Here is an 18,876-nt window from a genome sequence, read left to right on the forward strand (position 1 = left end):
ATTGGAAACAATTGATTTTCACACGAAATCTGGCGGCCAATCCAAATGGGTTGGTTACGCCATATAAGGTAGACTGCCGCAGTCTGCCCTCTACATACGGGGAAAACGACCTCTATCGCCCATACCCGCGTAATCTGATGGTGACGACGGATGCATCGGCGGCTACGCTTCTGGAACGATTCACAAATTTATTTGCCTTCATTAAGATATTTGACGGGGTGGTTCTTGCTCCGATGGCGCAGGGAAATGGAGAAAACGGATGCGGAATTCTGAGCGTGCTGTAGGGCAGGCCGAACTGCGTGACGTGCGCCGCGAAAATCGCGGATTACTTTGGAGCGCAGGCATTTTCAGTATCTTCGTAAACCTGCTGATGCTGACCGGTCCGCTTTTCATGCTGCAGATTTATGACCGGGTTCTGGGAAGCCGCTCTGAAGAAACGCTGGTCGCGCTGTTTGCATTGATGGCCTTCCTGTTTCTGGCAATGGGAATACTGGACTGGGCCCGTGGGCGGTTACTGGCGCGTATGGGCGCGCGGTTTCAAGCCAGCCTCGACCGGCGCGTGTTCAGTGCGATGCTGATGAAAGCCTCACTGAACCGAGACACCAAGCAATCCGACAACCAGCTCAAAGATCTGGAAGCGGTTCAGCGGTTCTATTCCTCACCGACCTTCGCCGCACTCTTCGATATTCCGTGGACACCGGTCTTCCTGCTGGGGATCACACTGTTTCACCCGCTGCTCGGCGCCCTTGCAGTCGGCGGTGGTACGTTGCTGATCCTGATCACGGTTCTGAATCAGGTCACCACCAAGGGGGCGGTGATGCAGTCAACGGCTGCAAGCTACACCTCGGACAGCATGGCGGAACATCTGCATGGCGAAGCGGAACATATCCGCAGCCTCGGCATGCAGCGCAGCTCGTTCGAGCGCTGGTACAAGGCCCGCGGCAAGGCACTGGACCAAAGCCTGCGCGCCAGCGATCTTGGCGGAACTTTCTCGGTCACGACCAAGACCTTCCGGCTGTTCCTGCAATCGGCGATGCTGGCGCTTGGCGCCTATCTGGTGCTGCAGGGTCAGATGACCCCCGGCGCGATGATTGCCGGCTCTATTCTGCTGGGTCGCGCTCTGGCCCCGGTCGATCTGGTCGTGGGCCAATGGACCATGGTGCAGCGCGCCAAACGTGGCTGGGACAATCTGGTCGAGCTGCTGGCAGAAGTGCCGCCCGAGGTCACCCGCGTCGAACTGCCCAAGCCCAAGGCACGGCTGACGGTGAACCAATTGACCATCGTACCACCCAATGCCCGTCAAGCCTCGCTACGGTTGGTGAGCTTCGATGTGCAGCCTGGCCAGGCAGTCGGCGTGATCGGCCCCAGCGGATCAGGCAAATCCAGCCTTGCGCGGGCGCTGACCGGGGTCTGGGCGCCGGCCGGTGGCAAAATTCGCCTGGATGGGGCATCGCTGGAACAATACGATCCCGAAAAACTGGCTCAATATGTCGGCTACCTGCCCCAGCGCGTGCAGCTGTTCGACGGCACAATTGCCGAGAACATCGCTCGCCTGAGCACCAAGCCGGACGATGCCAAAGTCGTCGAGGCGGCCAAGAAAGCTGCGGCGCACGAAATGATCCTGAAACTGCCTGATGGCTATGACACGCAGGTCAGTTCAACCGGCAGTCAACTCAGCGGTGGTCAGATACAGCGCATCGGTCTTGCCCGCGCCATGTATGGTGGTCCGGTGATCCTCGTGCTGGATGAGCCGAATTCCAATCTCGACAACGAAGGCTCCGAGGCGCTCAATGCCGCAATCCGGCAGATGAAAGCCGATGGCCATGCGGTGTTGATCATGGCACACCGCCCTGCTGCCATTCAGGAATGTGACATGCTGCTGATGCTGGAAGATGGCGCACGCCGGGCCTGGGGCACGCGCGAAGGCGTTCTGGCCGAAGTGGTCAAGAACCACGCCCAACTTCAGCAAGCCGCCAATAAGCCAACCGGTGTGACATGAGTAAAAAGAACAAGAAGCGTTTCTCTGCAACCTTCCCCATGATGGTGGGGGTTGGCATGATGGCCATTCTGATCGGCGGCTTCGGTGCCTGGAGTGTCATGGCCAGCATCTCGGGTGCGGTTGTGGCCTCGGGCCGGGTTGTCGTGGACAAGAACCGACAGGTCATTCAGCACCCCGACGGCGGTGTGGTCGAAGAGGTGCTGGTCGAAGAAGGTGACTTGGTAGCCGAAGATGACATTCTCATCCGGCTTGATCCGACATTGCTGCAATCGGAGCTGACAATTGTCGAAGGGCAGTTGTTCGAACTGATGGCCCGGCGCGGACGGCTAGAGGCAGAACGCGATGACGCTGATGAGGTCCGGTTTGACCGGATGCTGCTGGATCACGTCAAGCAACGCCCCGAGATTGCGGCGGTGGCCGCAGGACAGGTCCGCCTGTTCAACGCCCGTCGGGAAGCACAGGCCAAGGAGATCGAACAGCTGCGCGCCCAGCGGACGCAGCTGAACAACCAGATTGAAGGCCTTGATGCGCAGATGGATGCACTTAGCCGTCAACAGAGCCTGATCTCGGATGAACTGACCGGTCAGCAGTCGCTGCTCGATAAGGGGTTGGCGCAGGCGTCGCGGGTTCTGAGCTTGCAACGCGAAGAGGCGCAGCTCGCCGGAACGGTCGGGAACCTCGTGGCACAACGGGCCCAGACACTTGAACGGATTGCCGAGCTCGAGATCGAAGAGCTGCAAATCTATACCGCCCGACGCGAAAGCGCCATCACCCGCCTGCGCGACCTGCAATTTAACGAGTTGGAACTGGCCGAACAGCGCCGGTCGCTAACCGAACGCCTGAACCGTCTTGATATCAGAGCACCCATTTCTGGCGTGGTCTACGACCTGCAGGTATTCGGTCGCAAATCCGTCATCCGCCCTGCTGACCCGACCCTGTTTCTGGTGTCGCAGGACCGGCCTCTGATCATCGAGGCGCGGATCGATCCGATCCACGTGGATCAGGTCTATCGCGGGCAGGAAGTGGTGATGCGCGTTGCTGCGTTCGATCTGCGCGACTCGCCTGATCTTTTCGGATCGGTCACACAGGTCTCACCCGACTCGTTCGTCGACGAACAGACGGGCGCTTCGTGGTATCGTGTCGAATTGGAACTGCCGGAAGAGGAGCTGAGCAAGCTGGAGGAAGGCCAGACCCTGATCCCCGGCATGCCGGTCGATGCCTTCATCCGCACCCAGGACCGGTCACCGCTGGACTATCTCTCGGCGCCATTGACCGACTATTTCAGCAAAGCCTTCCGCGATGGATGAGGTCATACCGCCGCCTAAACTTGTAAACCGGGCTGTGCTGACGGCATGTTACATGTAGCTGTTTGTTCAATCAGCACCAGGAGGAGCCGAAGAGCTGCACTTTACTACGTTAACCATCAAACAAAGACGCGTAGCGCGTACCAGAAAACGCCTCTTTCAACTCAGCATAATTCTCGATCACTTCCGACTTGAGGCGCTTGTTCTGCCGAGACATCGTTGAGTGAACCGGAGAGGCTGGAAGCTCGAGAAACCGGAAAACGCGTCCCATCTCTTCTTCCGTGCCTGAAACGAGCTCTTCATAAGTCATCTGCAAAACCCGTTGCCTTGGGAAAACCTCAGCAATTCTGTTCTCCCAGCCCTCCAGCCAGGTGAAATTCTCTTGGACCCAATCAACAGGCAGGACGACGGTTTTACCTCCGTAAGCGCCTCCGACCCACTCCCCTGTCTCGTACGCCAGCCGGTTGGAGACCAAAACAGCAAGCCTGTCCTTGCGGCACAGGTGAATAACCCGGATATCTTCACTTGCAAGCAGGTGGTCGATTAATGCGCCCGTGCCCGGGATACCGTACTTCTCACCATAGTCGTCCTCTAAGTGTCGGTAGAGTAGTTTGACGCCCGTCAGCTTCTCAGTTGCCATGCGACTTAACCGACGGTCGAGATATGCTGTTGGGCCTACTTTGTTAATGCGGCGGCGCACAGTCGCACTTTGCAACTGGTATTCACCGACAATTTCGCCGTGTTGGATATTTTTAGGGGTACTTTTCAGAAGCGAAACAAGAAGGTTTGATCCTGACCTGCCTGCCGAAATAATGGCGTATTTCTTAAGCTCCGGCAGAAAAATATCTGATACTCGCCCTGCGGCAACGTGCAGAAAATCTTTTATCAATACAGAATGTGCTGGGTTCATAGTATCAACTTAATACATGCGGTCTCGGCGTAGGGTATTTGATCGCTTGGAGCGAAACCACAGATAAATAAGCCTCATATCTCAATTCGTTATATTGCCTCTTAGCCACCCCATAAAAGCGAGAGCACACTCCATTTCATTGACGAAATATCCGGACGGCAAATCCGCCGAGCCTCCAGGGTTTCGGCGCAGCGTTTGCCGCGCCTGAATTTTGCCTCATTTACCCGTTAAATTTGGCTTGATTAGCCTTGGACTCAACCTATCCGGGGAATCGGTCTTAAGCTGTGTTGCTACACGTGCGCAGGGTATTTACTGGCGCCTTAAAGACAATCCGATCGTTTTGTTTCCAAATTGAGACCCATGATTGCCCCCAAATGGGGGTAGCGGCAATTCCTTCAACAATGGCTCAGTGAACATGTGCTCGGCGAATTTATGCCGACGTACTGTTTTGCATTAGGGCCGACAAGCCCGGCCCATTGATTGCAGTAATTGTTCATTTTTACCGGGGGTAAAACATGTCTGAGAAACTAACAAAGGCCTGGAACTCTGTTCCTGGCGCCGTTCTTATCGGCACACCTCAATCTGATAATCTTAATCTGAAACACCCTGACAACAACGGAATCGACAAGGCCAAAGGTCTTGGCGATAACGACTATATTCTGGGTAACAGCAACGACAACGTTCTGCTTGGCAACTACGGCGACGACTATGTGCGCGGTGAGCTTGGCGATGACACCATCGGCGGTGGCAACGGCAACGACGTGATGCTGGGTGATGGCGCGGTGCCAGATATTTTTGCCGGCGACGATTGTCTGATCGGTGAAGACGGCAACGATGTTGGCGCCGGTAACGGCGGTAACGACGTCCTGAACGGTGGCGCGGGCGAAGACCTGCTTATGGGCAACTCCGGTGACGACCGTATCTGGGGTGGTGCCGATGATGACTGCCTGATCGGCGGTGCTGACAACGACACTATCAGCGGTGCAATCGGCAACGACCTGATGTTCGGTCAGAGCGGCCGTGACACCATGTATGGCGGCGAAGGCGATGACTCCATGTCCGGTGGCGAAGGCGACGACGCCATGTATGGCGAAGACGGCAATGACGTCATGGCCGGCAACGCAGGCATGGATGCGCTGAACGGTGGTGACGGTGAAGACACAATGTGGGGTGGATCCGGCAAGGACGCTCTGCGCGGTGGCAATGACGATGACTGGATGTCGGGTGGCGAAGACGATGACTTCGTAGCCGGTCAGCGCGGTCACGACGAAATCTACGGTGATGGCGGCAACGACGCCCTTCGCGGCAACAGCGGCGACGACTCGATTTCGGGTGGCGACGGTGACGACAACATCCAGGGTAACGACAACGAAGACTGCATCGATGGCGGCGACGGCAACGACCTGATCTGGGGCGACAATGCCAGCGGCAAAGCCTCGACAGAGCTTGCTTCCGACCGGATCGACGGCGGCACCGGCAACGACACCATCTATGGTGGCGATGACGGCGACCACGTCAACGGCGGCGCAGATGACGACGACATCAGTGGTCAGAGCGGCGACGACACGCTTGACGGCAACGACGGCGATGACCGTATCTGGGGTGGTTCCGGTGAGGATCACATTCACGGCAGTGAAGGTGAAGACAACATCATCGGTGGCTCTGGGAATGATCTGGCCGACGGTGGCTCGGGTGATGACCGTGTTCGCGGTGGATCTGGTGAAGATACGCTGTGCGGTGGCGAAGACGAAGACTATGTTGGCGGCGACGGCGGAGATGACGTGCTGTTCGGCGATAGCGACGACGTCTTCTTCTCGGTTGGTCAGCAGATCGGCTGGACCGACGAGATCAAAGGCGGATCGGGTAATGACATCCTGTTCGGCGGCGGCGGCGACGACCGCGTCATGACCGCAGGTGAAGCTGGATACCGTCAGGACGGCAACGACTATCGTGGTGACACGGTGGATCCGGATGCCGCGTTCGGTGGTCTGTACGGTGGTCTGGGCAACGACACCCTGCTGGGTGGCGATGGCGACGACGCGCTGTTTGGCAACAAGAACGAAGACTGCCTGATCGCTGACCAGGGTGCTGACACTCTGACCGGTGGTGCAGATGGCGACGACTTTGTCTTCGGTTACCAGATCTGCGAGGGTCCTGAGGTTCTTGAAGCTTATGCAAGCTTCGGTCAGGGCAACGTCGTGACGGACTTCAGCTACATCAACAATGACCGTCTGGTGTTCCATGAAGCGCATGAAGGTCAGCTGGAAGCCCGTGTGGTCAACGGTGATGACATCGAAATCATGTCGAACCTGACCGGCGACACCGTTGTGGTCGACGATCTGTTCTCGGAACTGGGTCTGGACCTTCTGCCAGCAGAAGATGTTCCTGGCAACGAAGCCGAATTCAACGCTGCTCTGCTTGAGTATCTTGAGAAGACGGACTTCGGTGAAGGTAAAGGCGTCATCTACTTTGAAAACAAGTGCATTGGCGTCGAAACCTGCGATCCGGATCGCCCGGACACCGGTTGGGAAGGCACGCGTCCGGAATATCCGGCAGGCTTCAAGCCGCTTGACGGTTTCGCGGGCGACACCCTGCCGAACACAACCGTTCCGGACTTTGTCGACCGTTACCTCGACGACGATCAGAACGTTCAGTACGCCGGTGGCGGCCTGAGCTGGGATCTGCTGGCCGAATAATACGACCGGCATACGAGAAAGGACCGAGTACCCGGTTGTGGTTTGAAGACTGACCTGGAACTCGTCCCCCGGGCACCGCCCCTGATTTCTTCAGGGGCGGTGTTCTGATTTTGTAATCCTCTGAAAAACTGTCCGACATCGTTGCACATCTGGTTCTCGACACCCGAGGCGCCATAGGTTTGAGCAAGGCTCCATACCCTCCATACCCCACGCATATGCGCAATCTCTCCCGGGTCGGTCAGAGGCACCTTCATAGACCACCACATGACTGAGAACCTGCGCACGGCAAGATGGTGCTTCCGCAATCACCCATCCGGAAAAGGCTCTCAGCCTCGCAATTCTCACACTGCGCGTTCCTCCGCCTTAGAATAGACCCCACTCGCTTCGAGGGGGACCGACTGTGCTAGCTTCAAGAGTGTGGTGAAACACAAAAAATCCGGGCCTGAAGAAACAGGCCCGGATCTTAGAATGGAATGGTTCGCTGTGAATACAGGAACCTTCGAGGCAAATCAGAGAAGCTGAATGTCCTCGATATTGCGGATATCCAGATCAATGGTCGTGAAGCTGAACGTATCCGTCAGCACACTGCCGTCATTGATGCTGCCCGGCGCAGGTGCATTGGCATCGACGATTGCCAAGTAGGCATCGATTTCGGCCTGAACTGCGGCTGCATTGGCGCCGTTCAGCGTAATCTCGAGCGTGTCGACACCGCTTTCCCCATCAATAAAATCGCGTTCGCCAGCATCATCAGCTTCGGACCAGACAAACTCATCCGATCCCGCACCGCCGAGCATTGTATCGGCGCCGCCGCCAGTCGGACTGATGAATCGGTCATCACCCGCACCACCAGAGGCATAATCCGACCCTTGCATACCGCGAACAACGTCATCTCCTAAGCCACCAAACAAAATATCATCGCCGCCCTGGCCATTTAACACGTCGGAGCCAACACCGCCTAAACCGACATCCCCTTGTCCATCCGCATTGATGGTGTCATCTCCTTCACCGCCAATCAGGTAATCCTCACCAGACGCTCCACGTAACTTGTCGTCACCGCGGCCACCTTCAATGAAATCATCACCATTCCGACCTTCGATTTCATCATCGCCTCGCGTACCAAGGATGCTGTCATCGTCCCCGGTACCTTGATAGAAGACGCCATTTTCACCCGGTGCCTCAAACAGAACGGTCACACTAGGATCGGCCGGATCAAGTGTCGGCACTTCACCAACCTGAACCTCGACTGTTCTGACAAACCCAACGCCATTGGTCACGGTGTAGGTGAAGAAATCAAACCCATTGAAATCCGCATCTGCTGTATAGGTCACTGTGCCATCAGCCTCAATCGCGACAGAACCAAAACCGCCATCATTGACCTGTACCACTGACAAAGTGCCTTCGGACAATTCAACGTCGTTGGCCAAAACGTCGATATTGACAGAACCTCCGGGCAGCGGCGCTGCAACCGCATCGCTGGTACCGCCGGGCACGATTGCATCAACCGCTACAGTCATATCATCGAACTGCAGGAATTCAACATCGCGGATACGGTCTAGCCCGTCGACAGAATTGATCATCAATTCTCTGGTGAATAGGTTCGCGATCTCGATCGTCGCATCAGCGTAGTTTCCACCGAAGACAGCGGTGTCGGTCCCATCATCTCCGTTGATGTCGTCATTCCCTGTGCCACCGATGAGGGTGTCATTATCCGAACCGCCATTCAGGTCGTCCGCACCTTCACCACCTTCCAGAAGATCATCATAGCTGTCACCATTCAGGATGTCGTCGCCGCCATTGCCAATCAGCGTATCCTCGCCTGAGAAACCAATAATCGTGTCGTTTCCTTCGCATCCCACCAGCAAATCGAAACCGCCAACGGGCGAGTTTTCGTCAGATTGGCTGGTGCCTTCGATCAACCCGCAGCGCAGCAAGCCGGCATCCAGCGTCAGGTTAGATTCCCCCTCAGCCAGCGTAACCACTTGCGTCATTGCATAGTCCGGGTCACCAGCCATGGTTACGGCATCGGAATCCCGCGCATCGTCGCCACCTTGATTAGCCGCGGTAAAGGCAAAGCCTGCCGGCAGAACAAATCCAACCTTGTAGTCACCAGCCGCAAGGCCGGTAAACAGGTATTTACCGTCCGCATCAGTGACCTGCTGGTCCAGTACGGCACCATCCGATGCAAGCAGATGTACGGTCACGCCCTCCACGCCCTGCTCGGCACCCGAGAAGAACGGATCAAGGGCTTCGTCGTTGAGGATGCCGTCACCAAACGTGTCCAGCCAAACGGTGTCGCCCAGTTCGGCCGTCATCGGGTCGGAGTTGCGAACGCCAGCGTCATTATCACCGGTGTCGGCATTGGAGACGACCTCGATACCTTCAATGACCGACGACGTGGAATCGCCAATCGCATCGCTGTCAGATGTATCGTCACCGCCGACATTGGCATCCACCAACTCTTTACCAACCAGAACACCGTCAGGATCGGTGAACCTGACCCCATAGGTGCCCGGCTCAAGTCCGGTGAACGCGTAGTCCCCGTTTGCATCCGTCACGGTGGTCGCACCGGTCGGGTTGCCAGCCGCATCCAGCAAGGTGACCAGAACCCCGGCAATGCCTGGTTCGTCCCCGTTGTTGTTATCGATGCTGTCCCCATCCGTGTCACAGAAATAGCGCCCCGACAGCGACCCGGGCTCGGGCTTTTCGCAGATACCCAGATCGATATCAGTTTCGCTGTCGCCAGTTACAGTAACAACGCCGGACATACCGTTTGCATCGACATCCGAGTCGATGTTGTCGTCGCTGCCTGCGTCCTGAATGGTGAATTCAGTGCCATCAGGAGCGACACCCATGATCTTGTAATCACCCACCGGCACATCATCGAAACGATAATTGCCATCCGCATCAGTCTGGGTTGTCGCGATGACATTTCCATCCAGATCCAGCAGTTTGATCGTGACGCCTTCTTTCGTCGGCTCCGAGACAACTTCGGTCTGATCCTGACCTTCAAGGACGATATTGTCGATGCGGACGAACTCTTTGCCATCACCCCAGGCTTTGATCGCCACGTCTTCGCCATTCTGGATTGCGACATCCTTGATGACGTAAGTCGAGAAACCACCGTTATTCGACCCGCCGCCATCGGTATCGGCATCAAGACGGATCGCCTCGACGAACTCTCCACCCACTTTCAACTTGATGACGCTTTGTCCGTCATCCTCGTCCTGCACCCGGATCTTCACGTCATAGACGCCGGACTTCCCGTCAAATGTGGTGCTAAGCGAACCGAAACCACCAGCACAGTACAGCTTTGCCAGTTCTCCGCCCGAGGCCTGAGCCCCCTCGACCACCTTGAACCACTTGCTGTCCATGTGCTCAGCTTCGAACGTGTAGTCGCAGCCGGGAACAATCTGGACCTCGCCGTTGATCCCGTCGCAATCAACGTCGCAGAAAACAGTTCCCGAAATCGACCCTGTTTCGACTTTGTCGCCAGCCCCCAGGCACTTGTAATCAACCCAGTTGCCTTTGACGTTGCAGGTTTGGACGACGGTCAGTTCCGTGCCTGCCGGGGGCACGTCACCATAGAATGTAAAATAATCCTCGCCCGCACCGGGCGCATCGTGACCTTCGATCTCAATCTCGATCATGTAATAGGTCTGACCATCCGACCCTTTCAGGACATGGTAGCTTTCAGCGTACATCTGGCCGCCAACTGCTTCGCCATCGATAAACGCCTTCTGACCGCTCCCGTCATTGGCGTTTTCGTTCTGGTAGGTATCTCCGGACAGAAAATAGTCGTTGTCCTTGGTGGACATGCAAACCGTTGCGCTTCCGGGCATCGTGAAAGTGTCGCCGCACCCGATGGTCGTACCGTTGCCGCCCTGATCGAGAAAATCCGCCTCTGTGAAAGCGGTCCACTCATATTCCTGATAGCTGTAGGTCACAGTTGTTTCCTCTTACCTATATACTCGTACTCACAAAACCTAACCCGCGGTAAGCAGGGTGCAGAACTCAGGGAACTTTCAGAAAGCTGGATCTCCGAAGAGAGGCAATGTTGGAATGAATTTCAGCAGCCCAAGACGGCCAAGCTTTTTAATCTGTTTAATTTTGTATTTCCGGCAGGTGAATTCTGCAGCTCGCCTGCCGGAAATAGTGTCGTCCCCCGGGTATTCTATCTTCGTAAACGCTCGTGGTTCTGAGCGTCCTGAAGATTAGAAACAAGGCTGCGCCGATCGTCAATATTCCCGCCCAAATTTTGACAAAATTTAACTCACTGGGGCCGAAGGGTTACATAAATTCCTGATCCCAGGAAACAATTCCAGAGGATACCATGTTTCGTTTCCGGAAAATCCGGCCAATTGTGGCACAAATCCATCAATAAAGCTCACGTCAGCGGCCCTTCAGGCGGTTCGACCCCGGCCACCAGCAAAAATTGGTAAAGCTTGAAACACAGGTAGCGGAGTGCACACATATGCAGCCATGTTTTCAGATCCGGTCGCTGAGTTTCTTTCACGGCTGTAAACATGACATCGCGGGCAAAACAGCCCTGCTTGATCTGGATATCGTCACTCCGGTTCCCGATGGGGTGCTGGCACGTCTTGGGCAGACAAGCGGGCTGGCCCAACTCTCCGTGACCGGTGCAATACCTGACATCGAAGGGCCGGATTGGGTGGCATCACTGCTGGTCGGCGGCCGCAGCACATCGGCTCTTGCGGATCTGTCAGCGGCGCTGATCGTGGCGTTACAGCTTTGGGCACGGTCCCCTGTGGGCCGGGCGCAGGTCCTGAATCAAACCTCGGATCACATCCGGTTGGCCCTGCCTTGGCAGCGCCAGCAACTTTTGCGCGGTGCAACCGAAAGGATGATCGAGTCGCTGTCGGCGCTAGCCTCGGGGTCGCAAGACGATCTGGCTCGGGCACAACAGCGCCTGTCCGAATTCCTTGAACGGGAACAACCCGGCGGCATGTCCCCTAATTCGATGCGCTTTGCCCGCGCGGCGATGGCACGGGATATGCCAGTGATGGTTTTAAACCAGCAGACACTGCAGATTGGTTGGGGTGCCCATGCTCGACGGTTTCGCGGCAGCTTTACAGATCACACCGGGTCGCTGGCCGAAAAGCTGTCACGCGACAAGTATTTCTGTATCCAACGCCTCGCCCGCGCGGCGCTGCCCGTAACCCAGCAGCGCTATGTCCGCACGCTGGATCAGGCCCGCGCCGCCGCAGCTGATCTGGGCTGGCCCGTGGTGCTGAAGCCCGTGGCACTGGATCAGGGGCGCGGAGTACATGTCGGGATCACCTCAGAGGCAGAGCTGGACAAAGCCTTTGCCGCCGCGACCGAATTGCAGGATCAGGGTGTCGTAATCGAGGCCCTCATCGCCGGCGACGATCACCGCCTGTTGGTGGTGAACGGAAAGATGATGATGGCCGCACGGCGCATCCCCGGTGGTGTCACAGGGGACGGGCAGCACTCTGTGAATGCGCTGCTGGATCAGCTCAATGCAGATCCGCGGCGCGGCAGTGACATACGCAGCTCGCTGATCGAAATTTCCCGCGACGATGAAGCGCTGGCCTGCCTGACTGACGTAGGCCTGACACCCGACAGCATCCCGAAGGCCGGCCAATTCGTGCCTCTGCGCCGGACAGCGAATATCAGCACCGGCGGCACTGCCGTTGAAGTGACCGACAAGGTACACCCTGACAACCGGAATGCTGCGCTGCGCGCCGCGCGGCTGGTCGGTCTGGACATCGCGGGGGTTGATTTCATCTGCCCCGATATCTCGGTCAGCTACCATGAGGGTGGCGGCGCGATCTGCGAGGTCAACGCCCAGCCGGGCTTTCGACCCCATTGGCTGAGCACGCCCGACCGAGACATCAACGGCGAGATTTTGGAAACGCTTTTCAGCGACCGCCCTGCCCGAATTCCAACCGCTGCGATCACCGGCACCAATGGCAAAAGCACCACCGCGATGATGCTGCACCATATCTGGCAGAGCGCCGGGAAAATCGCCGGTGTCTGCACCACCGCCGGAACGTGGATCGGATCGGATAAGATCGACACACAGAACCTCAGCGGTTTACCCGGAGCTGAGGTGCTGTTCGGAGATTCCGCAGTTGAAGCCGCCGTTCTCGAAATGCCGCGCCTTGGGCTGATCCGCTTTGGTCAGGCCTGCGATCGCTATGATGTGGCGGCGTTGCTGAATGTACAGAAGGATCATCTGGGGCAGAACGGGGTCGAGACGCTTGAAGATATGGCGCGGCTCAAAGCCAGCGTGATCGCACGGGCGCATCATGCAGTGGTGATCAATGCCGAAGACCCGCTGTGCCTGTTGGCGCTCGAGATTGTCAAAGCGCCTCGCCGCATACTGGTGGCCCAGTCACCCGAGGCTCCGGCGCTGGCCGCGCATTTGGATCAGGGTGGCGACGGTATCTTTGTCGCCCCGCAGGACGGTGCCGACTGGATCATCATGGCCCGTGGGTCACAGCGTATCCCGGTCATGCCTGTTGCGGACATACCCGCCACGCTGAACGGGCTGCTGCGCTTCAACACACTGAATGCAATGTTTGCCATTGCTCTGGCGGATGCGCAAAACCTGCCCGGTGATGTGATCCGCCGCGCGCTTTCCAGCTTTGAGAATAGTCGCGAGATGAGCCCGGGCCGCTACAACATGATCGAGGGCCTGCCGTTTTCGATGCTGGTCGACTATGCCCATAACGACACCGGCGTGGCCGAGCTCTGCCGGATCGTACAAGCCCTGCCGGTAACCGGCCGCCGCCTACTGGCGGTGCAGGTTCTGGGCAATGCCGGCCCTTTCAAACTGGAAAGCTGCGGCCCGCATCTGCTGCCGATCTTTGATCGGATCGCAGTGCTGCCCAATCCCGGAAGCCTCCGCAAATATGGCTATTACACTGGCGACAACCCCGAAGAGGAGATGCTGAAAATCTCGCGAGAGACATTGATGGCCAAGGGCGCGACCGAAGACCAGATTCTAACCGGCACAGATACAGATGCGCTGGTCGGGCAGATGCTGGATACAGCCCAGCCCGACGATCTAGTGGTGTTGATGATCGCACCCGATATGGCCTTTGGCCATATAGACAGGTACCGCGCCCGAGCCGGGTTATAGCCCGGTATCAGGGCGTGGCTCTTCCAGCGCGGCTTTGCTTCCAACCAACAGGGGCGGCACAAGCGTGTGGTACAGTGTAATAAACTGGCTCTGCCGATGAATACCCGTCTTGGCGAAAATCCGTTTGAGATAGCTGCGCGCAGTTGAAATGGTCAGATTGTTTTCCGCAGCCGCATCCGCCAGCGACTTTCCGGCCAGCAACTGCCGGGCCAGACGTTGCTCAGCCACGGTCAGTCCCATGGTTTCCAACAACCCGTCGCGCAATGCCCCATCGCTGGACACATACCTAAACACCACAAGCGCCAGGCCGGACGATGCCCCGAGTGGCAGCACACTAAGGGTTTGCGGTAACCCGTCTGACACATCAAGCTGCACCACCGTCAACTTGCCCTCATCTCCGGTGGCCGCCACCAGTGCGTTTTGCAACATCTTCTGGTTCTGCGGCATCCGTGCGGCCAACCTGCCTCCGGCCAGACACATCTCTTTGCTGTCTTCAAGCCATTCGCGGGATTGCTTGGTCACGTACCCCACAACCCCATTCGCATCCGTGACCACGAACCCAAATGACAGGCTGTGCAAAATGGTTTCCGGAATGCCGCTGCGCCCAGGCTCTGGGCGCTCACGCCGGGTGCCGGAGTAGTCCCGGATAATCTGGTCAGCATATGTCAGGCCAATACGGGCCAGGCGCAGCAATCCGCTTGGCACTGCCATCGCAGGTGTGTTGACAAGCGCCGTCACCGGAGCGAAATCACCAACCCGTTCCCCTATTCCGATCAGGTAACGCTTGGATTGCAGCCAGGTTTCCGCCTCTATTTCCGGCGCTTGCTGCGGGTTGAGTTTGCGCAACCCTGGATCAGGCTGCTTGCAAGACAAAAAGATCGCCAACGCCTTGGACACGAGGTTTGTCACTTCGGCCGCGCCCAGCTTAGCACCGCTGCGCCCCTGCCCGACCCAACCGTCGACCAACTTGTGTCGCCGCCAATCCAGAATTCCAATGCAAGCGGCACTGACGTCTGCCGACGCCGCCAGCTGCGTCGCCATTCTCACCCGGCTATCATATTCCTGCACATCGCAATCAATTGCAGACATGTCCCCCGACTACCCCCAAAACCAATTACTGAATAAATTTTCTTCAAAAACGTATGAATAGAGTAGCAATTGCCCCAAAATCGGACAAGCGAGCACCCAATCTGAGACTTATGGTGTCTCTATCACCTTATACTCACAGGGAAAAATCTTCAGAATTACGCTTATAAAAGCCAGAAATTTAGTTGATTCACTAAATCACCGCTCAACCTCGGGGTTGTTTTCGGCGACAACATCCACAGTTGGCCACTTGCGCCTCATTGATTCTCACAGGCGCGTGTGCTCTACGTTTCTTAGATTAATAACAAGAAATACAGGCAGATTTTCCCGATGAGTGTGACCCGGGTATGTTGAGCTTCCTTGCAGATCGAAGCTGCAGAATTGCATGCGGCTTGGTTCTGGCTGCCCCATTTCTGGCAGTCGCTGCCCAAGCACAGGATACCGAGCCGACAGGACCGGAATTTGTACCTCCGCCGACCCCCTCTTTGAACTTTTACGGCTCACCCGGTCTGGTCGACATGCCCACTGCCGAAATGTTGCCCGAAGGGCAATTCACCACCGGGATATCTAATTTTGCAGGGCAAACCCGGTTCACGCTGACATTCCAGGCAACACCCTGGATGTCCGCCAGCTTTCGATATTCCGGCGTTGAGGATCTGAACCTTTTCGGCTTTTCCACCTATTACGACCGCAGTTTCGACGCGCGCTTCCGCCTGTTTCGAGAACGCGACTACTTGCCAGAGCTCACATTGGGCCTGCAGGATCTCGCGGGCACCGGCTTTTATTCCGGCGAATACATCGTTGCCACCAAAAACTTCGAAATCCCAGCCCTTGGGGCGTCGCGCAATCCCGGTCGGCTCAAGCTGACCGCAGGGCTGGGCTGGGGGAGATTGGGATCGAACGGCTCGATCGGCTCGACCGGCGAGCGCCCGGTTTTCAATGGCGATGACAATGTCGGGGGTGAGCCATCGGTCGATCAATGGTTCCGTGGCCCATTTGCCCCCTTTGGTGGTATCGAATGGCAGGTCAATGACAAACTGGGTTTCAAGGCCGAGTATTCTTCGGATGCCTATGCGCTCGAAACCCAGTCCTCGGATGTGTTCGAGCGTAAATCCTCGCTCAATTTCGGCGTCGAATACCAAGCCACACCACGCACCCGGCTGGGTGCTTATTACCTTTACGGATCCAGTTTCGGGATCAATGCGCAGATACAGCTGAATCCGAAATATCCGCCCGCGCTGCTGCGACAACCCGCGCCGCAGCCGGTGCTGTTGCGACCCAATAGGGCCAGCAACCCAGCCGCATGGAGCACCAGCTGGGCTGCCAGCCGTGCCTCGGCCATTACCCTGCGGGACCGGATCGAACCGGTTCTGGCCCAGGACGGTCTGGTCCTGGAATCTTTGGATGTTTCGGCCCATTCGGCCGAAATTCGGTTCCGCAACACGCGTTACCAGCCCAATGCCGCCGCAATCGGTCGGGCGGCGCGCGCCATGGCCCGGACCATGCCGCCGTCGGTTGAGACATTCAACCTGATCCTGACGTCACGCGACATGGCACTGTCGAATACAACCATCCGCCGGTCTGATCTGGAACGGCTGGAGTTTGATCCAAACGCGGTGGATGCGATGTTGACCGCCAGCACGTTCAGCGACGCACCCAGCCTGTCTGACACGGCTGTGTTCACGGATATCTATCCCTCATTCAGCTGGGCGCTGGCCCCCTATTTCGCACCGGCCTATTTTGACCCGGAAAGACCGATCCTTATCGATGTCGGACTGGATCTGAGCGCGACGTATCGACCTGCCCCGGGCTGGGTGCTCTCGGGCACGTTGCGCCAGCGCCTGGCCGGGAACGTCAAGGATGGCACCGCGTCGTCGTCAGAACTGCCTCCGGTGCGCACCGATCAATTGGAATACGCGCAGTTCGATACCACGATCAACAATCTCTACGCGGCGAAATACTGGCGTCCGGGCGACAACCTCTATGCACGGGTCACTGGCGGCTATTTCGAATACGGGTATGGCGGTTTGTCGACCGAATTGCTGTGGAAACCAGTCGACAGCCAGTTGGGACTGGGGGCCGAGGTCAACTATGCGATCAAGCGTGACTTTGATCAGCTGTTCGGATTTCAGGATTACCGGATCGTGACCGGCCATGCCTCGGCCTATATGGATTTCAACAACGGCTTTCACGGGCAGATTGATGCCGGGCGGTATCTGGCCGGCGATTACGGTGCCACCTTCGCCATTGACCGCGTATTCAACAATGGCTGGTCGGTCGGCGGCTTCTTCACGCTGACTAATGTGTCAGCCGAAGAATTCGGCGAGGGTTCGTTCGACAAAGGTATCCGCTTCAGCATGCCGTTGAACTGGTTCCTGGGCAAACCCAGTAGGCGGCGGGTCGGCCTGACCGTCCGCCCGATCCAGCGCGATGGCGGTGCACGCGTTTTTGTACCAGGGCGGCTTTACGGGCGGGTCCGCAATGCCCACCAAAAGGCGCTCAGCGATGCCTGGCCGAGGTTCTGGCAATGACAAAGCACGGATTATTTGCGCTGGTGATATTGATCCTGACCGGGTGCTCAGGCGGTTTGGAGCAGCCACCGCTGGAACTGGAAGTCATCCAAGCCGGGCAGGATGCTTTTGCACAGCGCAGGGCCAGCCCGCCCAGTGATCGCCCGCCCCTGCGTCGGGCGGATTTGGACGTCCTTGACGGCTCATTCCTGGAAATTACACGCGAGCGCGCCGATCTGCTGGCCTATCTATATGTCAATGCAAGACGGACTGACCAATTTCCGGGGCGGATCATCGTCTGGCGCAGCGAGGATGATGTGACGCTGGCCACCCGCAACGGGGTTCTGATCGAAACCCGCGGCATGCGTGGCGACCTGCTGTCCAGCACTGTGCGGGTGGCGGGCAATCGGCCCGGTCCGGTATCGAGTGGGAAGCACGTTCAGTTGATCCATTCCCTGGATAACCGACAGGTGCCACTGACGCTGGACTGTGATCTGGTCGATCTGGGGCCAGAGGTGATCGAAATCGTCGAACGCAGGCACCGCACCCGGCACCTGCAACAACGGTGTCAGGGCGGCAATGGCACGGTGATCAATGACTTCTGGGTGGAGAGTGGTGCCGGTATTGTCTGGCAGTCCCGGCAATGGGCCGGGCCCCATATCGGCTATCTGCGCCTGCGGCGGCTGACGCGCTAAGGTTTTTTGCGGCTCACCTGAAGAGGTATTTTAGAACACTGCGTTCAACCTCAGCGGACGACAGCATCTTTCGCTTCAAAACAATCGCAAAATGCCGCTAGCTCAATATTCCGACAACACAGCACAGCTATATTAAACTTGTACGGGTTTCGTTGAAAACGAGCGTATCTTCGATTAAACTAAGCGGGAACTCAATCGGCAGAGGCTTCTTTAGATTATGAAAAAGATTATTGCAGTTTTCCTTGTCGGCATATTTGCCATGGCAAATGTTGCGACAGCACAAACAGAAACCGTCCCCGCAGCGGGGACTGGCACCGGTGGCGCCACCACAACAGGTGCAATAGCCGGAACAACGGCGGGTACAGCGGCGGCTGTCGCTGGTGGTGTATTGGCTGTTGGCCTCGCCGTAGCTGGCGGCGGCAGCGATGATGATGATGATGACAGTAGCAGCAGTACAACCACCACTGGCAACTGATCTACTCACTTCCAACACCAATAAGGCCTCCCTGTCGGACAGGGGGGCTTTCTTTTGCGCTGATCTTTGTGAATC

At 57.3% G+C, this 18,876-nt stretch carries 10 protein-coding genes; 7 read left to right on the forward strand and 3 right to left on the reverse strand.

The window, feature by feature from the left end; translation table 11 throughout:
• Nucleotides 1–259: 259 nt before the first annotated feature.
• Together ACR0NN_RS20000 and ACR0NN_RS20005 are read left to right on the forward strand one after the other, a co-directional pair.
• Nucleotides 260–1,999 carry a type I secretion system permease/ATPase gene (locus ACR0NN_RS20000; RefSeq protein ID WP_170725456.1) on the forward strand — a complete coding sequence of 580 codons (1,740 nt, stop codon included), beginning with the start codon at nt 260–262 and terminating at the stop codon, nt 1,997–1,999.
• Nucleotides 1,996–3,306, forward strand: a complete 1,311-nt coding sequence (locus ACR0NN_RS20005) for an HlyD family type I secretion periplasmic adaptor subunit (protein WP_170725455.1) — start codon at nt 1,996–1,998, stop codon at nt 3,304–3,306. Before ACR0NN_RS20000 ends, ACR0NN_RS20005 begins: the two co-directional genes overlap by 4 nt.
• 109 nt (nt 3,307–3,415) lie before the next feature.
• Here ACR0NN_RS20005 and ACR0NN_RS20010 read toward each other — a convergent pair whose 3' ends face one another.
• Complete coding sequence (locus tag ACR0NN_RS20010; RefSeq protein WP_170725454.1) at nt 3,416–4,213, reverse strand: sulfotransferase; 798 nt, start codon at nt 4,211–4,213, stop codon at nt 3,416–3,418.
• 515 nt (nt 4,214–4,728) lie between these two features.
• On the opposite strand from ACR0NN_RS20010, the gene ACR0NN_RS20015 reads away from it, so the two are divergent.
• A complete protein-coding gene (locus ACR0NN_RS20015) occupies nt 4,729–6,909 on the forward strand; it encodes a hypothetical protein (RefSeq protein WP_170725453.1) in 2,181 nt (726 codons plus the stop codon).
• Between the two features lie 509 nt (nt 6,910–7,418).
• On the opposite strand, the gene ACR0NN_RS20020 is transcribed toward ACR0NN_RS20015, so the two are convergent.
• A complete protein-coding gene (locus ACR0NN_RS20020; protein WP_170725452.1) occupies nt 7,419–10,853 on the reverse strand; it encodes an SdrD B-like domain-containing protein in 3,435 nt (1,144 codons plus the stop codon).
• Nucleotides 10,854–11,380: 527 nt separating this feature from the next.
• Here ACR0NN_RS20020 and ACR0NN_RS20025 point away from each other — a divergent pair.
• The gene (locus tag ACR0NN_RS20025) at nt 11,381–14,035 is read left to right on the forward strand and encodes a Mur ligase family protein (protein WP_170725451.1); all 2,655 of its coding nucleotides are present in this window, start codon (nt 11,381–11,383) and stop codon (nt 14,033–14,035) included.
• Here the strand turns inward: ACR0NN_RS20025 and ACR0NN_RS20030 are convergent.
• Complete coding sequence (locus ACR0NN_RS20030; protein ID WP_170725450.1) at nt 14,030–15,076, reverse strand: helix-turn-helix transcriptional regulator; 1,047 nt, start codon at nt 15,074–15,076, stop codon at nt 14,030–14,032. The genes ACR0NN_RS20025 and ACR0NN_RS20030 overlap by 6 nt on opposite strands.
• Nucleotides 15,077–15,513: 437 nt before the next feature.
• On the opposite strand from ACR0NN_RS20030, the gene ACR0NN_RS20035 reads away from it, so the two are divergent.
• From ACR0NN_RS20035 to ACR0NN_RS20045, 3 genes are all read left to right on the forward strand, one after another.
• On the forward strand, nt 15,514–17,652 hold the full coding sequence (locus tag ACR0NN_RS20035) for a YjbH domain-containing protein (RefSeq protein ID WP_480685375.1): 2,139 nt from the start codon (nt 15,514–15,516) through the stop codon (nt 17,650–17,652).
• A complete protein-coding gene (locus ACR0NN_RS20040) occupies nt 17,649–18,326 on the forward strand; it encodes a YjbF family lipoprotein (protein ID WP_170725448.1) in 678 nt (225 codons plus the stop codon). The genes ACR0NN_RS20035 and ACR0NN_RS20040 overlap by 4 nt, the downstream gene beginning before the upstream one ends.
• 259 nt (nt 18,327–18,585) lie before the next feature.
• Nucleotides 18,586–18,801 carry a hypothetical protein gene (locus tag ACR0NN_RS20045; RefSeq protein WP_480685376.1) on the forward strand — a complete coding sequence of 72 codons (216 nt, stop codon included), beginning with the start codon at nt 18,586–18,588 and terminating at the stop codon, nt 18,799–18,801.
• Nucleotides 18,802–18,876 lie beyond the last annotated feature (75 nt).

It is taken from the genome of Ruegeria sp. BA2 (genome assembly GCF_056539605.1).

What these genes read in the sequence shown, in the direction of transcription:
- ACR0NN_RS20000 (WP_170725456.1), top strand. Translation starts at nt 260, where the DNA reads ATGCGGAATTCTGAGCGTGCTGTAGGGCAGGCCGAACTGCGTGACGTG.
- ACR0NN_RS20045 (WP_480685376.1), top strand. Translation starts at nt 18,586, where the DNA reads ATGGCAAATGTTGCGACAGCACAAACAGAAACCGTCCCCGCAGCGGGG.
- ACR0NN_RS20015 (WP_170725453.1), top strand. Translation starts at nt 4,729, where the DNA reads ATGTCTGAGAAACTAACAAAGGCCTGGAACTCTGTTCCTGGCGCCGTT.
- ACR0NN_RS20040 (WP_170725448.1), top strand. Translation starts at nt 17,649, where the DNA reads ATGACAAAGCACGGATTATTTGCGCTGGTGATATTGATCCTGACCGGG.
- ACR0NN_RS20025 (WP_170725451.1), top strand. Translation starts at nt 11,381, where the DNA reads ATGCAGCCATGTTTTCAGATCCGGTCGCTGAGTTTCTTTCACGGCTGT.
- ACR0NN_RS20010 (WP_170725454.1), bottom strand. Translation starts at nt 4,213, where the DNA reads ATGAACCCAGCACATTCTGTATTGATAAAAGATTTTCTGCACGTTGCC.
- ACR0NN_RS20030 (WP_170725450.1), bottom strand. Translation starts at nt 15,076, where the DNA reads ATGGCGACGCAGCTGGCGGCGTCGGCAGACGTCAGTGCCGCTTGCATT.
- ACR0NN_RS20005 (WP_170725455.1), top strand. Translation starts at nt 1,996, where the DNA reads ATGAGTAAAAAGAACAAGAAGCGTTTCTCTGCAACCTTCCCCATGATG.